Here is an 18063-nt window from a genome sequence, read left to right as displayed (position 1 = left end):
TCCGGCGGGACTGCTCCGGACCTCACTCCGCCGTGCCGTGGGCCTCGGACGCCGACGCGGCCTCCCACTGCCGGGCGGCGATGGGCGCCAGCACCCGGAAGTCCAGGGCGACGAGGGCCAGCAGAGCCGCGCACCCGGCGACCGCGGCGGCCAGCCACGGCGGGGCGAGCGCCAGGTCGACGGCACGGGACAGGGACACCGACGGGAAGGAACCGCCGTAGGCCTGGGCCCCGGCCAGCACCGTGGGCACCAGCACCGCCCCGGCCAGCACCAGCGCCACGGGGCGCAGCGCCAGCAGCAGGGCCAGCACCGTGCACAGCACCGACAGGCCGAGGGCGAACGCGTGCAGCCTCAGGGACGCGTCGCCGCGCTGCAGCGGGAAGTGAACGACCGCGCACACGGCGAGGGCCAGGGCTGCGAGCCATCCCGACCAGGACACGGACCGGGCGTACCGGTCCGTCGCCGGCTCACGCTCCTTGGGTGAGTCGTCGGGGGTGGGGTGGGTCGCGTGGACCGAACCCGCGCGTGCCGCACGGCGCTTGCCCAGTCGGCCGGGCGTCTCGGGCTTCGCGGTCTCGCCCTCGGGGCCCGATGTCCCGTTGGCGCGACGGCCGTTGCGGTCCAGCCGCTCCAGGCCGAGCCGGTCGATCAGCTCGACCAGCTCCCCGACGGACCCGGCCGGTGGCGGCCGCGCGCAGTGCCTCCTCGCGGACGTGGGGCTCCTGCGGCTCCTTGTGCAGCAGGGTCACCAGCCGGGTCACTTCCTCCGCCGGCCGGTGGGCGGCCGCGGCCCGGATCGCCTCGTCGGCGCAGTCGGCGTCGCGCGGGGGCTTCGTCAGCAGGGCGATCATCCGGGACACGTCCTCCACGGACCGGGACACCCCCGCGGTGCGGAGCGCGTCGACCCTCGCCTGCGTGTGGTCGGGCGTCTCCTCCAGCGAGACGATGAGGTCGACGACCTCCTCCAACGGCCGGTCGGCCACGGCGGCGTGCACCAGGTCGCTGACGGCGTCGCCGTAGGGTGCGCCGGAGGCCGGGCCGGTGCCGGGCCGGAGCTCCACCGGGTTGTCGTCGAGCGACCGGATGACGAACGGTCGCGCGCCCGGCCGGCCGGCGTCGTCAGGGTCGGACCCGGACGACGCGACGGCACCCTCCGGAACGGCGCCCTCCGGAACTTCGCCCGCCGGGCCGGCGCCCTCCGGAACGACGTCCTCCGGGGTGGCGTTGGTCACATGGTCGGCGGGTCCGGCGGAAGAATCGGCCTCGTCCGGGCCGGCGGTGGTGGTCACGTGAGCGGGAACGGCAGCATCCTGCGCGAGCTCCGGCCGGTCCATGGCGGGAGCGGCGGGCCGTGCCTCCGCGGGATCCAGCCAGTCCTCGGCGGGCGGTACGGGCCGCGCGCCGGCCGGGTCCGGCTCCGGCGCGGCCGGTCGCACTCCCGCCCCGGCCGCCGGGTGGGAGCCGAGGGCCATGGGCTCGGCGTCCGCCCGGTCGGCCTGGTGGGAACCGGCGACGGCGGGCTCGGAGTGCGCCGTGGGGTTCGCCTCGTACGTCTCGTACGGGCCGGCGGCGGGCTGCGCGCTCGTCTGCTCCACCTGGTGTGTGCCGGTGGCGACGGTCGTCTCGGCGGACGGCTGGGCGGACCCGTTCGGCTCGTTGGATATGGCAGGTTCGTTCGAGCGGGGTGATGAAGAGCAGGTGGTCATACTCGCCTCCATGGGGAGAGTGCGGCCGCTCCTGCGCCCCCGTCGTGTGACGAGCGACGTTACGCTGACCATTACTCGGCGCCCCGTCACCCCGTGCCACTCGGGTGAGCCAGCGGGATGACCACCCGTACGGAAAATGCGCCGACTCGCCGACATATCGGGCCCCGGCCGCAATACAGCCGCCGGAAAAGGGAATCCAGCTAAGGACACCCCGTGTCGCGGCATGCCAGGAGGAGGGCAACCCGTGGATACGACCACCAAGGTGATCATTCTGGCCGCGGTTCTCGCGGTCTTCGTCCTCGTCGTCGCCGTCGTCGTCCTGGTGCGGCTGGTCCGCACCCGCCGCGATCTGCGGCGCGCGGGACTGCCCACGGGCCCGCGCTGGGTCTTCTGGGGCGCGGTGCTCTACCTCGTGCTGCCCGTCGACCTGGTGCCCGACCCGGTGTACCTGGACGACGTCGGCGTTCTGCTGCTCGCTCTGCGCACTGTCCGCGGCTCCCTCGGCGAACGGGAGCGCAGTACGGCACACCGGCCGGACCGGCAACTGGCCGATGACTACGGAAAGTAAGGAAACCAACCACCCGTTCGATTCGTATAAGTCTCTGGAAGCCGAAACAGGCCGGCGAACCGGGCGGCCCCGCCCCCGGGCCCTGGCCTGATCGGCGCAGTACCGACGAGGGAGAGACGATGCAACCGTTCGCGCTCAACTACGCGCGCCCGGCAGTGGAGTTGGAAGCTGCCATTCCGTACGTGTACGACGCCGGACTGCAGTTGAACGTGCTCCGCGACGGACGGGTCGCGGCCTGCGACTTCGCCCTGTTGAGAGAGTTCGGCACCACGACGTCCACCGCCGGCTCCAAGACGCACTTCGACGACTGACCGCGGGCCGCCGACGATGACCGTACTGATCCTCACCTGCGAGGAGGACGTCACCGCGGACATGGTGGTCGTACACCTGAACGCGACGGGGGTTCCGGTGGTCCGGGTCGATCCCGCGGACCTGACCGGTGGCGTCGCACTCTCGGGGGAGTACGTGCACGGCCGGTTCCGAGGCCATCTGTCCGCCGGGGGGCGGCTGGTGAGCATCGGGGGGCTCCGGTCCGTGTGGGTGCGCCGGCCCGGTGTCCCGGCCGCACGGGCGGCCCAGCCGTCCGCGTGGCTGACCGAGGAGGCCGCCCAGGCGCTCTACGGCATGCTGCGCGGCTCGGACGCGCGCTGGATGAACGACCCCGACGCGGCGCGCCGGGCCCGGCACAAGCCGTGGCAGCTGCGCCATGCCCAGAGATGCGGACTGCCCGTGCCCGCGACGCTGATCACGACCTTCCCGCGCGCCGCCCGCGAGTTCGCCGAGCGTTACCCGGAGTTGGTGGTCAAGCCGGTGTCGGGCGCGCATCCGCAGGACCCGCCCCGGGCCGTGCCGACCAGCCGGGTCGCGCCGGACACGGACTTCTCGGCCGTCGCGTTCGGGCCGACGCTGCTGCAACGGCGGATCACCAAGCGGGCCGACATCCGGCTCACCGTCGTGGGCGAGCGGATGCTGGCGGCCCGCAAGGCGACCGCGGACGACGCGGACCCGGACGAGGTCGACGTGCGATTCGCCGCGCCCGGCTCGCCGTGGGTCCCGGTCGACGTGCCGTCCCGCATCGCGCCGGGCGTACTGGCCTATCTGCGGGAGGCCGGACTGGCCTACGGGGCTTTCGACTTCGTGGAGGACTCCGACGGGACCTGGTGGTTCCTGGAGTGCAACCAGTCGGGGCAGTTCGGGTTCGTCGAGGTGGAGACGGGTCAGCCGATCGCCCGGACCATCGCTGAGTGGCTGGCCCGGCCGGTGCCGGTGCAGCCGTCCCATGTCAACGGGTCCCACACGAAGGTCCGTTGAGTGACCGGGCCCGGCGATCCCGGGCCCGACTGGTGGTTCACTGCGGGCGCGGGCCGGGGAGCATGCCCGCGCGCTGCCAGCCCTGGCCCGGGGAGTGCGGACGGTCGTAGCCGAGGGACTGTGAGGGCCGCATGACCAGCTCCAGTTCCCTGCTCACACGTTCGGCCTCGCGGCGCACCTGGGCGGGTACGTCACCGCGCTCCGCGATGAGTCGGTCGTAGATGGGGGAATCCTGGAACACCCGTCAACGTGCCTTTCTGCTCGTCGGCCCCGTGATGGGGGCGAGACTGCGAGTGTAGGCGGCGCGGTGTCCCGGAGTGTGAATTCCTTGGGATGACTTGACGCAGACCGGACATCCGTGACAGGCGGGGGCGGGGTCGTTCAGGCTCCGGTCGTGGAACCCGGCCGGACGATCATCAGGACGGTGACCGTGGCCCAGAGCAGGTTGAAGACGCCGGTGAACATGGCGAGTTGCACGGTGTCCCGGTGGTCGGGAGCCCGCTCTTCCTTCAGCCGGTCGAGGAGTTCCTCCTGGCGGGGCAGGACGAAGGCCATCAGGATGCCGGCGGCCGCGGCGGTCAGGGCGATGGAGGTGATGAGCCATCCGCTGCCGAGGACGCCCATCGCGGCCGCGGTGGCGAGCCCGAGGACCGGGACGCTCAGCCCGACACCGGCGTAGACGCGGCAGATGCGGTGCAGGAGGGCCGGGGTGCCGACGCCGTCCGAGGGGGTCGTGCGGCGCGCGGCGGGCGGGAACATGCTGGCCGCGACGGTCACGGGACCGATGGCGACGATGGCGGCCAGGACATGGAGGGACAGCAGGATCTTGGTCACCGGGGCTCTTTCCGTGAATGCGGTCGACGGCGCCCACGCTAGGTCGCACCCGCGGATGCGCCCATGGGCTGGAACGACAGCTTCCAACGGGTTCTCGCCATCCGGCCCGACCTGCGCTCTCCCCTTCCGGGCTGCCCTGTGCCCACTTCACAAGGGTGGCGGGAAGTCGCCTAGGGTTGCCGTCATGCACTCCGTGGCGATCCTGGTTCTCGATCACGTCGTGCCGTTCGACATGGCGGCGCCCCAGCAGACGTTCGCCTGGACCCGTCTGCCGGACGGGCGGCCCGCCTACCGGGTCCGGTTGTGCGCCGAGGCACCCGAGGTGCGCGCGGACGGCGGCCTCACCCTGCGTATCGAGCGGGGGCTGGAGGCGCTGGCCGAGGCGGACACCGTCATCGTGCCCGGCTGCTCCCCCGACGCCGCACCGCCGTCCGCCCGGGTGCTGGCGGCCCTGCGGGAGGCGGCCGAGGCCGGGACCCGGATCGCGTCGGTGTGCGTCGGTGCCTTCGTGCTGGCGGAGGCGGGGCTTCTGGACGGCCTGCGCGCCACCACGCACTGGGTGGCCGCCGGTGAACTGGCCCGCCGCTTCCCGCGGGTCGAGGTGGCGCCGGACGTGTTGTACGTCGACAACGGGCAGATCCTCACCTCGGCCGGGGCCGCCGCCGCGCTGGATCTGTGCCTGCACATGATCCGCCGGGACTTGGGGTCGGCCGTAGCCGCGAACATCGCGCGGATGTCGGTCATGCCGCTGGAACGCGAGGGCGGACAGGCCCAGTTCATCGTGCACGAGCATCCGCCGGTCCCCCGGGGCTCGGCCCTGGAACCGCTGCTGGAGTGGATCGAGGACAACCTGGCGCGCGAGGTGACGCTGGGCGCGCTGGCCGCACGGGCGGGAATGAGCGAGCGGACCTTCAGCCGGCGCTTTCGCGAGCAGACCGGCACCACGCCGTTGCAGTGGCTGCTGCGGGCGCGGGTGCGGCGCGCCCAGTTCCTCTTGGAGAGCTCCGACCACCCCGTCGAACGGATCGCGTGCCAGGCCGGGTTCGGCTCGCCGACCGCGTTCCGGGAGCGGTTCCGCAAGGTAGTGGGCACCACGCCGTACGCCTACCGGGCGGCGTTCCACGGGCGGACGGACGCCTCGGCGGCCCCTGCCTAGGGGCCGCCGAGGCGCGCGCCGCCCGGTCTGTGCCGGGCCTCACATCCGTCAGCCGACCAGCGTCAGGCCGTTGTCGCCGCCCGCCTCGGCGGCATCGGGCCGCCCCTCGGTGAGCAGCAGGACGTCCGCCTTCGCAATGGCGTCGCTGATGTCGGACGTCCCCATCATCACGCACAGCGTGTAGCTGACGTCCTCCAGTTCGCGTGCCGCCGTCGGCACGTGCCTCTCCGACTGAGCGATCCTCAGCGACGCGTACCGCGTCAGCAACTCCCTGACGATCTTCCGGTCCGGTACAAGCACGTAGCGCCCCTCTCTCTGTTTTCGCTGCGTATGCCCGAACCACGCGGAAACATTCACACGATTTTCTCACCTGGGCCAGATTTGACGAGAAGTGATCGGATGCGACCGGTCTCAGACGATCTGGCCGGTGTGCAGAGCCGCCGGAGTCACCGCGTCCAAACCCCGCCTACATCATCAGCCGCAGCATGGACATGCCGACCTGGAATCCGGGCGAGCGCGCATCAGGATCCGCTGTGGAGCAGGTCCGCATCGATGTCCGCCGGGCACCTGCAACCCCCCAGGGCCATGGCTGTCGACAACTGCGTGCGATACGAGTCCAGCAGGGCGGTCACCCCTGCGGCACCGCCGAGTGCCAGGGCCCACACCACCGGGCGCCCCAGGAGTACGGCCCGTGCGCCCAGGGCCAGAGCCACGAGGGCGTCGGTGCCGGTGCGCACACCGCCGTCGACCAACACCGGTACGTCGGCGCCCACCGCCGCCGCGACCGCGGGCAGAGCGTCGGCAGAGGTCACGGCACGGTCCAGCTGCCGACCGCCGTGGTTGGAGACGATCACCCCAGCCGCTCCCGCGGCTACGCACGCCTTCGCATCTCGGCCCGCAGCACGCCCTTGACCAACACCGGCAGACCCGACATCCGGTGCAGCCGCTCGATGGCGTCCAGTCCCAGCGACGGGTCCTGCTCCCAGCCGGGCAGCCTGGTCCCCACACCCACCGACCGGCACAGTTCGTCGTCCTCGGGGAGCGGCAGCGCAAGCTCCGACGTCACCCGGGGCGGCACGTACGGAGCGTCCACTGTCAGTACCAGCGCACGGGCCCCGGCCGCAACGGCCCGGTCCACCTGACGGCGGGTCACCTCTGCGTCCCGCAGCCAGTACACCTGGTACCACCAGGGTCCGGCCGCCTCGGCGACCTCCTCCGGGTGACGGGTCGCCCGGGAAGAGAGCACGAGCAGTGAACCGGCTGCGGCGACGCCCGCAGCCGTGGCCGTCTCACCCTCATCGTGCGCCATGCGGTGGAAGGCCGTCGGCCCCGCGAGCACAGGTGATGTGAGCCGGGTGCCCAGTAATTCCACGCCCGTGTCGACGGACGAGACGTCGCGCAGCACCCGGGGCAGCAGCCTCCGACCGCGCCAGGCGGCTTCAGCCTCGCCGGCGCTGATCTCCTCGTCGGATCCTGCGGCGTAGAACGCGTACGCGGCGGCCGGCAGAACGGCCCGCGCTCGCACCGCCAGGTCCCGCGTCGCACGGATGCCGAGATCCTCCGGTCCGGGTCGCGCCTCGGGCACTGCCATCTCAGACCCAGTCCTGCGCGTCGCCGGCCGCGTCGTCGCCGGACACCGTGACCGCGAACCCAAGCGCCGCCGCGGCCTGCCGGGCCCGGGCCACGGCCTCACCTGCGTCCACTCCGCGCGCCCGGACGAAGGCCGCGCGCGACTGCGAGCTGTCCAGGTCCCCGAGCACATCGCCGGCGCCCAGCAAGGCCTCGGCGGCCACCACGCCCGGCCGGGCGGCGACCTCGTCCAGACCGTCGATGCGGGTGAGCGTGCCGCGCGCCCTCGGCACCGCGAACCAGATCGCCTCCGGACTGCGGTCCACCGACGGGTCCGCCAGGGTCTTGCGGATGTCCGGGAGCACCGGCCGGCCCAACGTCTGGCGCACCACGCACTCCACCAGATCCACGCCTGTGACGTCCTGCACCAGGTACGGGATCTCGTCACCCGCGAGCCGGACATGGGTTTCGATGACCCGCGGCCCGGCCTCCGTCAGCACCACCTCGGTGTGGGTGACGCCGTTGGCGATGTCGAAGGTGTCCAGCAGCCGCCGCACATAGGTGTGCACGGCGTCGGTCTGCTCGGCGGAGAGGCCGGCGGGCACCACGTGGCCGAGTTCGACGAAGCCCACGGGGTCGGAGAACTTCCGCGTCACGGCGAGGATCTCGTGTTCACCGTCCTCGGAGAAGGCCTCCACGCTGAACTGAGGGCCTTCGTGGAAGCGCTCCACCAGAACGCCCGCGTCCGGGATGAGGCCGAAGTCGCGCGCGGCGCGTGCGAAGGCCGCCTCTGCCTCCTCGATGGAACGCACGACGGAGACACCGAAGCTGCCGGCCCCCTGGACGGGTTTGACCACGCACGGCGTGCCGTGCTCGGTCAGAAACGCCCGCAGCTCCGCCACGTCGGCGACCCGTCCGCCCGGGGTGTCGTCCACGCCCGCCTCCGCCAGCCGTCGTCGCATGGCGTCCTTGTCGTGTACCCAGGCGATGGTCTGCGGCGAGTGGCAGGGCAGGCCCAGCGCGGCGGCGACCGCTGCGGCCCGGTCCTGGTCCCGCTCGCCGAAGGTACCCACGCGGGTGAAGGGGTGCCGTGCGTGCACGGCTGCGGCCAGGGCGATCCACTCCTCGTCGGGGGCGTCGCTGCGCAGCGCCAGCACCCGGTCGTGCTGCCCGGGCTTGCGGATCTTGGGGACGAGATCCATCCTGCACAGAATCGTCGTGGCGGTCCCGGGGCCACCCACCTCCCGGATCAGGCCGGGGATCTCGCGGCCGCCGCCGACGATGAGCACGTGTTCGGTCATGAGGACACCTCGGTGGGAGAACTGGATGCAGGAGTTGAGGCCTTGGCGGACACTGGCCCGGCCGGGGCGGTGCGGGGTTCGCCGGTAACCCTCAGGACCGCGGCGGCCAGGGCGTACGCCACGGCGAGCACGCCCCAGCCCGCGGTGCCCAGGGGCAGGAGCACACCCGTCATCAGCGCGGGACCCACGATGTGCTGCCCCGTCATGCCCAGACTGAACGCGCCGAGGTAGCGGGCACGGGCCGGGGCCGGTGACAGTTCGTACGACAGGTTCCACACGGCGACCGAGTGCAGGTTCTCCCCCACCGTCAGCATGACCACCGCGATGACGGCACATGCCGCTGCCGGCCACACCGGCATGTGTTCGGCGCCTGCGAAGGCTGCACACGAGACCAGCAGCAGCACGAGGGCAATCGGCACGAGGCGCAACGCCCCGGCGGTGGTCTCCGCGAACCGGGCCACGTACACCTGGAGCAGCACAGTCAGCACGGTGTTGACGGCCAGCAGCACCGAAACCGCCGAGGAAGGTGCGTCGGTGGCCGTGGTCAGCCACAGGGGCAGCAGGACGAACAACACCGAATCGTGCAGCGACAGCACGCCGTTGGAGAGAGTGAAGAGCATGAACCGCAGATCCCGGAAGGGAGTGCGCACCGCTGCGGGGGCCGGCTCGTCGCTGCTCGGGCCGGGCGACTCCGTCGATGCGGCAGCGGTGGCCACGGTCTGGGGGGCGGAGGCGGCCGTCCGGCGGCGCAACTGCTCCACCACGGCGGCGATGACCCAGAAGGTCAGCGCGTTGCCCAGGAACAATGCCACGAAGGCTGCCCGCTCCTCGATCGCGAGGACGGCACCCGCCAGCAGGAAGCCCGCCGTCAGGCCGATGTTGCGCACCGAGCGGATGGACGCCATCGTCCGCGTCTGGTTCTCGCTCCCCTCGATGATGCCCACGACGACCTGCTGCAGCGGCGAGCAGCCCCGGTCCAGCGCAGTGAGCAGACAGGTCAGCACCGCGTACGACCAGAAGCTCTCGACCAGGGCGAAGCCGGCGTACCCGAGTCCGCGCAGGGCCAGCAGCGCCACGTACACCCGCGTCGGACCGATGCGGTCGGCCAGCCGGCCCAGCGGCATCGGACTGAGCAACCCGGCCACGGCGGCCACCGACAACACCAGGCCGACCCGGGCGGCGGGCAGGCCCACCACCGTGACGAAGTACAGGGTGGATGCGGCCAGGAACATACCCGAGCCCACCGAGTCGACGGCGGCGCCCGCCGCCAGCCGGCGCCCGGCCGGTGTCTTGGGCAGGGTGGACAGCAGCAGACGCGCGACTCGTCCGGTCACGCGCCTGTGCTCCTCAGGTCCCCCGGTCATGGGCAGCTCTCCCCCTTCATGTGCCGCTCCGCACTGCGGTTCCGGCGATCCAGTTCACGAGTTCCGCGGTACGCCGCAGGTGGAGGGCGGTGGCCGCCTCCGGCGGCGGCTGGCGCAGGTGATTCCAGGTGTACCGACGGGCCGCGTTGACGCAGATCTCCGCCTGCGCGGTCGGCAGGTCGGAGGCGGACGCCAGCAGTGCGGCCGCGAGCGCCAGCCGGCCGATGCGGTCCACGAGAACCCAACCGCCCGCGGCCGTGTGCGCCGGATCGGCGTCGACCCATTCCCCGCGTGTGGCGCCCAGGCCCGACAGGGCCGTGTCGGCGATCTCCCAGGCGGCGGCCGCCCGGCCCGCCGGGCAGTCGCCCAGCGCGGCACGCAGCCCAGCGCACACCGCGTCGTACACCTCGACCGAGGCCAGCGCGGTGATGAGGGCCGCCGCCCGGCCGTGCGCCGTGACGGCGGCGGGCACCGAGCCGCCGGTCACCTCCTGAACCGCGGGCACTGCTCCGACCGCCGCCTTCGCCGCGGCGGGGGCCACCCTGAGGCCGGCCGCTGCACCACCGCTCACCTCGTCCGTGGCGGGCGCCGCACCGTCCGCCGCCACGTCCGTCGGGGGCCCGGCTGCGGCGGTGTCCGTCATGGCCAGGGCGCGGACGACGTCGGCGTCCACGGTCCACAACGCGCATCCGCGCAGCACAGCCGCCGCGGCATCCGGGGCCGGTTCGGAGGCCGAAGCGGGGGTCGCATCCCGCGCGCCCCAGGCCCGGACTGCCGCCAAGTCGACCAGGCGGTCGCACAGTTCCTCGTCCAGGGCGCTCCGTCCGGCGGGTTCCGGTGCACCGGCGTCGCGGGCCGCCGCGTCGGCCGTCGGCGCGTCCAGAACTGCGTGCAGCCGGGCCGTGGCGGCCTCCAGACGTGCGACGGCGGTGCGGACCGCGTCCGCCCCTGGGTCCGGGTAGGCCGGCACACCGGAGCCGCGAGGGCCCGCTGTGCCGATCAGTGATTCGTTGCTGCTCACACCCGCTCCAGCCAGCGCGCATACTGCTCGTGCCGGCCGGCGACCACGTCCCGGAACAGTTCACGAAGCTGCTTGGTGACCGGTCCGACGCCTCTGGCGCCCATCGGCCGCTCGTCCACCGAGGCCACCGGCACGACTTCGGCGGCGGTGCCGGTCAGGAACGCCTCGTCCGCGATGTAGACCTCGCTGCGCGGAATGCTCCGCTCAGTCACCTCCAGGCCCAGGTCGCGCGCCATGGTGATGACGCTGTCTCGGGTGATGCCGGGCAGGATGCCGTCGCTGACGGGCGGGGTGATCAGGGCGCCGTCGCGCACCAGGAACAGGTTGGCGGCGGAAGCCTCCGCGATGTGCCCGGTCGCCGTCAGCATCAGCGCGTCGTCGTAACCGGCGCGCTGCGCGCCGACCTTGGCGAGTGCGCTGTTGACGTAGGCGCCCGTGGCCTTGGCCAGCGGCGGAACGGTCTGGTGCGAGTTGCGCTGCCAGTTGCTGACGATGAGGCGGCAGCCCTCTGCCTCGGCCTTGTCTCCGAGATACGACCCCCACGGCCACACCGCGATCGACATCCGCACCGCGTCAAGCTGAGGTGCGACGCCCATCTCGCCGTAGCCGAGGTAGGCGAGGGGGCGGATGTAGCAGGAGTCGTGGCCGCTGTTTCTGACCAGATCGAGCACCGCCGCGACCAACTCCTCGTCGGTCCAGCGCAGTTGCATCATGTAGACCCGGGCGGAGTTGCGCAGCCGGGCCATGTGCTCGCGCAGCCGGAACACGGCCGGGCCGGAGTCGGTGGCGTAGGCGCGGATGCCCTCGTAGACGCCCCATCCGTAGTGCAGGCTCGGAGTGAGCACGTGCACCTTGGCGTCGTCCCAGGGAACCAGCTCGCCGTCCATCCAGATGAGCGGGGTCGGGGTCAGTGGCATCTGTGCTCAGTCTCCTTGTGAAGTCGTACTGTCGTACCCGAGGCCCCGGAGCCGGTCGTGTTCGCTCGTGCCCTGCAGCCGCAGGACCTCCTCGAGTTCGGTGCTGCCCGTGCCCGTGAAGCGGAACCAGCCGTGGCGTGCCTCGAGGTCACAGCCGCGCAGCCTTTTGGCGTCGTAGGCGGCGAGTCCGTACCAGATCTCGCGCACGCCGTGGGCCAGCGCCCAGCGGTTCGTCTCGTGGTACGTCAGGGCGAAGTAGACGCCCTTGGCGTCTTCGTTGAAGCCTGCTGTGCGGCCGTACATGGCGTGGCCCGCCCGCAGGTAGAGGACGAACCCGAGCGTCTCACCGTCGCGTTCGGCGCTGATCACCATGCAACTGTCGCCGACGGTTTCGCGGATGGCGTCGAAGTCCCGCTGAACGCGGGCCCGTCCGCCGGGCAGCCCGTACTTGGCGCGCAGCTTGACCTGCAGGTCCACGATCGGGTCCGACAGCGACTCGGGCCCCTCGCGGACCACGGTGGTGAAGCCTGCCTCGGTGTAGGCGCGCAGTTCGTTGATGACGCGGCTGCGCTTGCGGCTCACCAGCCCGGCCAGGTACGTCTCCCAGTCCGGCGCGTCGAGCCGCATGACGGACTCTGCGCCCAGCACCGCCGGGATGTGGCCGCGTGCCCGGGCCGCGGGGCCGAGGACGGCGGCTTGCTCGTCGGTGGCGTACAACAGGGAGCTGCTGCGGCAGCCGAGCAGTTCGGCGGTCTCCTCCAGCAGCCGCGGCAGCTCTGCCAGTACCCGCGCCCGGCCGGCCGCGTCACGCCCTTCGGCGTGGACGATGCCGTGGTGTGAGCCGAACACCGCGAGGGCGACCGAGGGGTACTGACCGCGGCGGGCGTCGGCCAGCCGTCCGGCCAGTTCGTCCCAGCGCGCCCGCCGCTGTGCGTCCAGCAGCTCCGGCGCGCCGAAGGCACTGGTGTCGCCGGTCATCTTCGGCGTGTCGTAAAAGAGCAGGCCTCCGCCGTCATGGGTGATGAGCAGGGGCGCCACGGCGACGAGGTCGCCGTCCTCGCGCACGACGAGGTAGCGCACCTCGTGCAGGTCGGTGTGCTCGGTGAAGCGCCACCAGCGGTCGTCCTCCCAGATCACCGCGGGCGCGGCGAGGGCCGGGAAGGCCGAGGCCGTAGGGCGGGCATCGGGGCTGACGATCTCGGCGGTCAGGTCGCTCACCGGGTCGCCTCCTCGGGATCTGCCGGCCGGTCGGAGAGCTCCCAGCCGAAAGCGGCCTCCGTCTGCGCGCTGGTCTTGTCGACCAGCGCGAGCAGTTCCTCGGCGTCGTCCGCCGTCACCAGCCATGTCGCGATGAAATCGCCGGACTTGCGGCCCGCGTACCGGGCACCGCCCCAGTCCTCGCCGAGACGAGCGAGGACGGTGAAGTCGCGGGCGCCGTCGGGTGCTCGGGAAGGCAGCCGGACGATCCGCCCATCGCGCGGCGGCAAACCGAAGTTGGCCACCAGGGGCGCGGCCTCGCGGTGCGCCCGTACCGCGTCCAGGTCCACCGGGAGGCCGCACTCGATCCTGGCCCACAGGTGCCGCGGGTCCAGCCCGAGCACGGCGTGCAGCATGGCGGGGATGGGAGTGCCGCCGACCCGGCCGGCGATCTCGCAGAGTACGACCTCGCCGGTGTCCGTCACGAAGAATTCGGCGTGCACGAACAGCGCGGGCGCCGCGGGCAGCGCCCCCACCAGCCGCCACGTCTCCCCCACCAGCCGCTCGTACAGCGGATCGGAGGCCGGCAGCGTCCAGCTGCCGTTGCCCGAGTCGGTCCAGTGCGACAGGCAGCCGCCGTCGGTGTACACCGACGGTACGCACACCACGGGCTCCCCCTGGACGTGCAGCGCGTCCACGTGGCACATCCGGCCGGTGACGTACCCCTCGACCTCGTAGTCGCCGCCGGTCAGCCGGTCGGCCACCTGAGTGATCTGCGACGGATCGTGCAGCACGGCGACGCCGGTCGAACCGGAACCGCCCCGCGGCTTGACCACGACCGGGCCCGGGTGGGCCGCCATGAAGGCCGCCACGTCCGCCGCGGACGCCACCGCCGCGAAAGGCGGCACCGCCACACCTCCGGCCGCCGCCAGCTCCTTCATCACCACCTTGTCGCGGTACGCGCGGGCGCTGGCGGCCAGTTGGCCCGGCAGGCCCAGTTCGGCGCGCAGGCCCGCCGCGCGCTCGACGTCGACCTCGGCCAGGGCCAGCACGCGGGTCACGGTGTGGCGCTCCGCAATCCGCCGGGCCGCCGCGAGGACGGACGCCTCGTCGGTGTAATCGGTGACCCGTTCCACGTCGGCGAAGCCGGGTCCGGTGGCCACCTCCTGCGCGGTGACGGCCAGCAGCTGTCCGGACTCCTCGGGCAGCCACTCGGCGAAGGGCAGGCCCGCGTTGCGCGGACTGATCAGGACGAGGATCACGCCGGCACCCCCGGCCAGGCCACGCCATGCTCGGCCGCGAGTGCCGCGAAGGCCCGCGCGGTGTGCGGGTCCAGCGGAATGCCCTTGTGGGTCCGCTCGGCGGCGATGCGCCGCTGTGGATCACCGGGCACCTGCACGGGTTGCCCGGCGTCGGCGCCGGGCCGGGCACCGCGCGTGGTGTCCAGCATGCCGCTGAGCCCTGAGGCGAACTGTGCGCTGCCGGCGAAGGCGGCCGGATCGAGGCACACCACGAGATGGCCGATGCCCCGGCTGCGGCCGGGGGTGGAGGAACCGATGTGTTCCAGTTCCCAGTCCGCCGGGGAGCCGGTCAGCACCGCGCCCAACAGGGTGGCGACCATGGCCAGGCCCTGCCCCTTGTAGCCGCCCAGCGGCGAGAGCGCGTACGCCTGCTCCGGGTCTGTGGCCGGCCTGCCCTCGGTGTCGGTGGCCCAGCCGGCGTCCAGCGCCATGGCGTGCTTGCGGCGCTCCTTGATCTCACCGAAGCAGACCTGGCTCGTGGCCATGTCGAGGGCGAACTCGTCGTCCTCGGCGGCCGCGGCGAAGCTCAGCGGGTTCGTGCCGAACAGGGGCTCGGTTCCGGAGAACGGAGCGACCCGGGAGGCCGCGGAGGTGGTGACGATGCCGACCAGGCCCTCCTTGGCGAGGTGGCGGCTGTAGACGGAGGCCGCCCCGAAGTGGTTGGAGTTGCGGACCCCGACCGCGGCTACGCCATGCGTGCGAGCCCGCTCGGCGGCGGTCCGGGCGGCGGTCAGGCCGGCCACCACCCCCAGTGCACCGCCCGCGTCGAGCATGACGGCCGCTCCGGTGTCCCGGATGGTCCGGATCTCGGGGCGGGCGGTGGCGATCGCGTCCGCCAGTTCGTCCAGGTACTGCGGCAGTAGGCGCAGGCCGTGGGTGTCAATGCCGCGCAGCGAGGTCTCGGTGAGAGCCTGTGCCACGTCACGGGCGTCGTCGGGGCTGAGCCCCGCCCGGGTCAGAGCCGTCTCGGCGAGGGCTGCGGCGGTGGCGGCCGGGAGCAGCGGAGTGTCCGCGGACGCGGCGACGGTGGCGTTGGCCGCGGCCGTCGTGTCCTGCGCGTCGTGCACATCGGTCATGCGGATCGGTTCGCCTTCCAGACCATGAAGGACGACGGGTCGCCGTCGTCCGTGAGGGTGTCGTCGCCGGGGATGTCGCCGTGATCGCCCCGGCCGGGGCTGTCACCGAGGGGAGCCAATCCGGCCGTGCGGCAGGCCTGCCGCACGCCGCTGTGAGCGGTCCGAAGCCAGACCGTGTCCGCTCCATCGGCGACCGCGCGCGTGATCGCGCCGCGTATCAGCGCGACCAGTTCCTCCGGGCCCGCCGCGTCGGCGGCCGGCCCGTCGGGTCCGTCGAGCTGCCGGACGGTGTCCGAGGGCGCCCGGCCGGGCAGGGGCCGGCGCCGGATCCGCACCGAGGCCAGGGCGGTGCCGTCGCGGAGGGCCGACAACTCGTCACCGTCCCAGCCGACTTGGTCGGCTGTGGTGGGACGGATCGTGAACGCCGGTCCGTGGAAGGCGGCCTCGAAGCCTGTGCCGGGTGCCGCGGGCAACGTGATGCCGCCCTTGTCGTCGAGGAGGATGCCGACGCCCGTGTCCACTGCGAGGAGCGCGATGCTGTCGGCGTCCAAGTGATCGACGAAGGGCCCCAGATGGGCCGTGGCCGACACTCCGGCACTGGACTCGGGCATGCAGCCGAGCATCGTGCCCAGCCCGGCCGCCCGCGCCGCCCGCAGCATCCGCAGGGCGGGCGTGATGCCGCCGGCTTTCATGAGCTTCAGGTTCACGCCGTGAAACGCTTCGGCGCAGGCTTCGAGGTCCTCCGGTCCCGTGATGCTCTCGTCGGCGTACACCGGGATCGGGGAGATGTCCTTGAGTGCCTTGGCCTGCGTCCACATGTCGCGAGGGAAGGGCTGCTCCAGCAAGGTCACGCCCAGTTCGGCCATCGCACCCAGGGCGGTATGCGTCGCGGCGGGTTCCCATCCGCAGTTGCCGTCGACGAAGAAGGGCGCGTCGGTGTGCTCACGCAGCGCCTTGAGGATGTGCAGGTCACCGGGAGCGGCCAGCTTGACCTTGTAGGCCGGCCAGGCCGGCTGCTCGAGCAGCTTGCGCACCATCACCGCGGGCTCGTCCAGGCCGATGCTGTAGCTGGAGCGCAGTGCGCCCGGCTCCGTCGCGCCCAGCCGGCGCCACAGCGGTACGCCCGCCAGTCGGGCCGCCAGATCGTGCGCGGCCACGTCCAGCGCGGCCAGCGCGAACGGGGAGCCGGACAGCAACGGCGCCAGGACCGAGAACGCCCCCTCGGGGTCGTCGGCCGGCAGTTCCCGCAGCGTCGGCGCGGCGCGGCGCAGCGCCGCGTGCAAGGCGTCGAGCGAAGAGTTGTAGCGGTCGGTCATGAAGGCCGAGGCCTCACCGAATCCGGAGTGGCCGCGTGCCGTCAATTCGACGAGCACGCCGGGCTGCACCGGGATCGCCTCGCGGGCGCTGCGCCACACGTCGTGGTCCGTGAGGCGGATCTCGTGGACCTGGAGCCTCACCCCTGCTCACCCCCGTTCGTGGGCAGGGTGGTGCCGAAGGACACCGGCTTCAGTTCGTCGTACCACTGAGCGTGCTCGTCGTACGCCGCGAAGAACGGCCGCCCCACCCAGTCCGGACGGCGGGCCTGGAGGAAGCTGAGGACGAACGCCTTCTCCCCGGCCACCTCCGTGGTGCCGTGCAGCATCACCTTGCCCGGGGCGGCGGACATCACGGGTCCGCGAGCGGTTCGGGCCAGACCGGAGACCTGCTGCACGGCCTCGCGGTAGATGTCGAGGGCGCGGGCGAGGGGAATGCCGAAGTAGCTGCTCGCCCCGGTGTCCCGCTCCACGAACATGTAGTAGGGAACGACGCCCAGTTCGACCTGGAGCTGCCACATCCGAGCCCAGGCGTCGGGGTCGTCGTTGACGTGCGCGACCAGTGGGGCCTGGGCCCGCACCTCGGCGCCGGTGGCGCGAATGCGTGCGATCGCCTCGCGCACCTGGTTCGTCTCCAGCTCCCGCGGGTGCGAGAAGTGGGCCATGACGGCCACGTGCCGGTCCCGCGCCACGCACTCCTCGAACAGCCGCAGCAGGTCATCCGCGTCCGGGCCTTGGGTGAACCGGGCCGGCCAATACGACAGGGCCTTGGTGCCGAACCGCAGGGTGCGCACCGTGGGGGTGGCGGTCAGCAGCGGCTCGACCCATCGGCGCACCACCTCGGTCCGCATGATCATGGGGTCGCCGCCGGTGAACAGCACGTCGGTGACCTCGGGGTGATGGGTCAGGTAGCCCGTCAGGTCCGCCGGCTCACGCAGCGCCTGGCGCAGTTCCTCCTGGCTGACGAACTGAGCCCAGCGGAAGCAGTAGCCGCAGTACGAGTGGCAGGTCTGCCCCTGTGAGGGGAAGACCAGCAGCGTCTCGGCGTATTTGTGCTGGAGGCCGTCGAGCCGGCGCCCGTCGAGGGTCGGCACGTTCGACTCGAGCTGGCCCCCTGGGTGCGGGTTCAGTTCCAGCTGTGCGGCGGTGGCGGTTGCGCGCAGCTCCGAGCGCGGCGCCCCCGCGTCCAACAACGCCGCCATACGGTCGAAGACCTCTGCGGGCAGCATGTCGCGGTGTGGGAAGGTGAGTCGGAAGATCGGATCGTCGGGTGCCGCCGACCAGTCGATCAGCTCGTCGGCCACGTACTCGTTCACCTTGAACGGCAGGACGCTCGAGACCACGCGCAGATCGCGGACGTACACGTCCGGCATGCCGCGGTCGCGCGCGAGCTGCGCAAGGCGCTCGTTCGCATAGTGCTTCACGGGTT

General features: G+C 72.4%; 18 protein-coding genes and 1 pseudogene. 4 read left to right on the top strand and 15 right to left on the bottom strand.

Going from position 1 to position 18063, the window contains the following annotated elements; translation table 11 throughout:
- Window positions 1-22: 22 nt before the first annotated feature.
- Both K4G64_RS07470 and K4G64_RS07465 read right to left on the bottom strand, forming a co-directional pair.
- Window positions 23-439 carry a hypothetical protein gene (locus K4G64_RS07470; RefSeq protein WP_221755235.1) on the bottom strand — a complete coding sequence of 139 codons (417 nt, stop codon included), beginning with the start codon at window positions 437-439 and terminating at the stop codon, window positions 23-25.
- A gap of 28 nt (window positions 440-467) precedes the next feature.
- Entirely contained in the window at window positions 468-1706 is a 1239-nt protein-coding gene (locus K4G64_RS07465) for a hypothetical protein (protein WP_221755234.1), read from the bottom strand.
- A gap of 244 nt (window positions 1707-1950) precedes the next feature.
- Between K4G64_RS07465 and K4G64_RS07460 the strand changes: the two genes are divergently transcribed.
- The 3 genes from K4G64_RS07460 (at window position 1951) to tgmB (ending at window position 3585) form a co-directional block, all read left to right on the top strand.
- The gene (locus K4G64_RS07460) at window positions 1951-2274 is read left to right on the top strand and encodes a YkvA family protein (protein WP_221755233.1); all 324 of its coding nucleotides are present in this window, start codon (window positions 1951-1953) and stop codon (window positions 2272-2274) included.
- Between the two features lie 119 nt (window positions 2275-2393).
- Window positions 2394-2585, top strand: a complete 192-nt coding sequence (gene tgmA, locus K4G64_RS07455) for a putative ATP-grasp-modified RiPP (protein ID WP_053673313.1) — start codon at window positions 2394-2396, stop codon at window positions 2583-2585.
- A gap of 16 nt (window positions 2586-2601) precedes the next feature.
- Window positions 2602-3585, top strand: coding sequence for an ATP-grasp ribosomal peptide maturase (gene tgmB, locus K4G64_RS07450; protein ID WP_221755232.1), 984 nt, complete (start codon window positions 2602-2604; stop codon window positions 3583-3585).
- A gap of 37 nt (window positions 3586-3622) precedes the next feature.
- Here the strand turns inward: tgmB and K4G64_RS07445 are convergent, their stop codons facing one another.
- Window positions 3623-3826: a hypothetical protein gene (locus K4G64_RS07445; protein ID WP_221755231.1), complete on the bottom strand. Its 204-nt coding sequence runs from the start codon at window positions 3824-3826 to the stop codon at window positions 3623-3625.
- A 140-nt stretch (window positions 3827-3966) separates the two neighbouring features.
- Window positions 3967-4419 carry a DUF2269 family protein gene (locus K4G64_RS07440; RefSeq protein WP_221755230.1) on the bottom strand — a complete coding sequence of 151 codons (453 nt, stop codon included), beginning with the start codon at window positions 4417-4419 and terminating at the stop codon, window positions 3967-3969.
- 184 nt (window positions 4420-4603) lie between these two features.
- Between K4G64_RS07440 and K4G64_RS07435 the strand changes: the two genes are divergently transcribed.
- On the top strand, window positions 4604-5575 hold the full coding sequence (locus tag K4G64_RS07435; protein WP_221755229.1) for a GlxA family transcriptional regulator: 972 nt from the start codon (window positions 4604-4606) through the stop codon (window positions 5573-5575).
- A 48-nt stretch (window positions 5576-5623) separates the two neighbouring features.
- Here K4G64_RS07435 and K4G64_RS07430 read toward each other — a convergent pair whose 3' ends face one another.
- The 11 genes and pseudogenes from K4G64_RS07430 to K4G64_RS07375 form a co-directional block, all read right to left on the bottom strand.
- Window positions 5624-5875 (bottom strand): DUF5133 domain-containing protein, encoded by a 252-nt coding sequence (locus K4G64_RS07430; RefSeq protein ID WP_221755228.1) that lies wholly within the window; start codon window positions 5873-5875, stop codon window positions 5624-5626.
- Window positions 5876-6096: 221 nt separating this feature from the next.
- Window positions 6097-7166, bottom strand: a pseudogene (locus K4G64_RS07420) (alpha-hydroxy acid oxidase).
- 1 nt (window position 7167) lies between these two features.
- Window positions 7168-8445 carry an ATP-grasp domain-containing protein gene (locus tag K4G64_RS07415; protein WP_221755225.1) on the bottom strand — a complete coding sequence of 426 codons (1278 nt, stop codon included), beginning with the start codon at window positions 8443-8445 and terminating at the stop codon, window positions 7168-7170.
- On the bottom strand, window positions 8442-9779 hold the full coding sequence (locus K4G64_RS07410; protein WP_221755224.1) for an MFS transporter: 1338 nt from the start codon (window positions 9777-9779) through the stop codon (window positions 8442-8444). The genes K4G64_RS07415 and K4G64_RS07410 overlap by 4 nt, the downstream gene beginning before the upstream one ends.
- Before the next feature lie 46 nt (window positions 9780-9825).
- On the bottom strand, window positions 9826-10830 hold the full coding sequence (locus tag K4G64_RS07405; RefSeq protein ID WP_221755223.1) for a hypothetical protein: 1005 nt from the start codon (window positions 10828-10830) through the stop codon (window positions 9826-9828).
- On the bottom strand, window positions 10827-11747 hold the full coding sequence (locus tag K4G64_RS07400; RefSeq protein ID WP_221755222.1) for a branched-chain amino acid transaminase: 921 nt from the start codon (window positions 11745-11747) through the stop codon (window positions 10827-10829). The genes K4G64_RS07405 and K4G64_RS07400 overlap by 4 nt, the downstream gene beginning before the upstream one ends.
- A 6-nt stretch (window positions 11748-11753) precedes the next feature.
- Window positions 11754-12965: a GNAT family N-acetyltransferase gene (locus K4G64_RS07395; protein ID WP_221755221.1), complete on the bottom strand. Its 1212-nt coding sequence runs from the start codon at window positions 12963-12965 to the stop codon at window positions 11754-11756.
- A complete protein-coding gene (locus K4G64_RS07390) occupies window positions 12962-14206 on the bottom strand; it encodes an acetyl-CoA carboxylase biotin carboxylase subunit family protein (protein ID WP_221755220.1) in 1245 nt (414 codons plus the stop codon). Before K4G64_RS07390 ends, K4G64_RS07395 begins: the two co-directional genes overlap by 4 nt.
- The gene (locus tag K4G64_RS07385; RefSeq protein WP_221755219.1) at window positions 14203-15321 is read right to left on the bottom strand and encodes an Ldh family oxidoreductase; all 1119 of its coding nucleotides are present in this window, start codon (window positions 15319-15321) and stop codon (window positions 14203-14205) included. Before K4G64_RS07385 ends, K4G64_RS07390 begins: the two co-directional genes overlap by 4 nt.
- Complete coding sequence (locus K4G64_RS07380; RefSeq protein ID WP_221755218.1) at window positions 15318-16778, bottom strand: dipeptide epimerase; 1461 nt, start codon at window positions 16776-16778, stop codon at window positions 15318-15320. The genes K4G64_RS07385 and K4G64_RS07380 overlap by 4 nt, the downstream gene beginning before the upstream one ends.
- Complete coding sequence (locus K4G64_RS07375; RefSeq protein ID WP_221755217.1) at window positions 16775-18058, bottom strand: KamA family radical SAM protein; 1284 nt, start codon at window positions 18056-18058, stop codon at window positions 16775-16777. Before K4G64_RS07375 ends, K4G64_RS07380 begins: the two co-directional genes overlap by 4 nt.
- Window positions 18059-18063: the final 5 nt, after the last annotated feature.

The organism is Streptomyces sp. WAC04114, assembly GCF_019733245.1.
Classification (GTDB): Bacteria; Actinomycetota; Actinomycetes; order Streptomycetales; family Streptomycetaceae; genus Streptomyces; species Streptomyces massasporeus_A.
Note: the sequence above shows the minus strand (reverse complement) of the source record. Positions and strands in the feature narration are given on the sequence as shown.

Excerpts from the sequence above, each read along its gene's own strand:
- K4G64_RS07385 (WP_221755219.1), bottom strand. The coding sequence starts at position 15,321 with ATGACCGATGTGCACGACGCGCAGGACACGACGGCCGCGGCCAACGCC.
- K4G64_RS07435 (WP_221755229.1), top strand. The coding sequence starts at position 4,604 with ATGCACTCCGTGGCGATCCTGGTTCTCGATCACGTCGTGCCGTTCGAC.
- K4G64_RS07400 (WP_221755222.1), bottom strand. The coding sequence starts at position 11,747 with ATGCCACTGACCCCGACCCCGCTCATCTGGATGGACGGCGAGCTGGTT.
- tgmB (WP_221755232.1), top strand. The coding sequence starts at position 2,602 with ATGACCGTACTGATCCTCACCTGCGAGGAGGACGTCACCGCGGACATG.
- K4G64_RS07415 (WP_221755225.1), bottom strand. The coding sequence starts at position 8,445 with ATGACCGAACACGTGCTCATCGTCGGCGGCGGCCGCGAGATCCCCGGC.
- tgmA (WP_053673313.1), top strand. The coding sequence starts at position 2,394 with ATGCAACCGTTCGCGCTCAACTACGCGCGCCCGGCAGTGGAGTTGGAA.
- K4G64_RS07465 (WP_221755234.1), bottom strand. The coding sequence starts at position 1,706 with ATGACCACCTGCTCTTCATCACCCCGCTCGAACGAACCTGCCATATCC.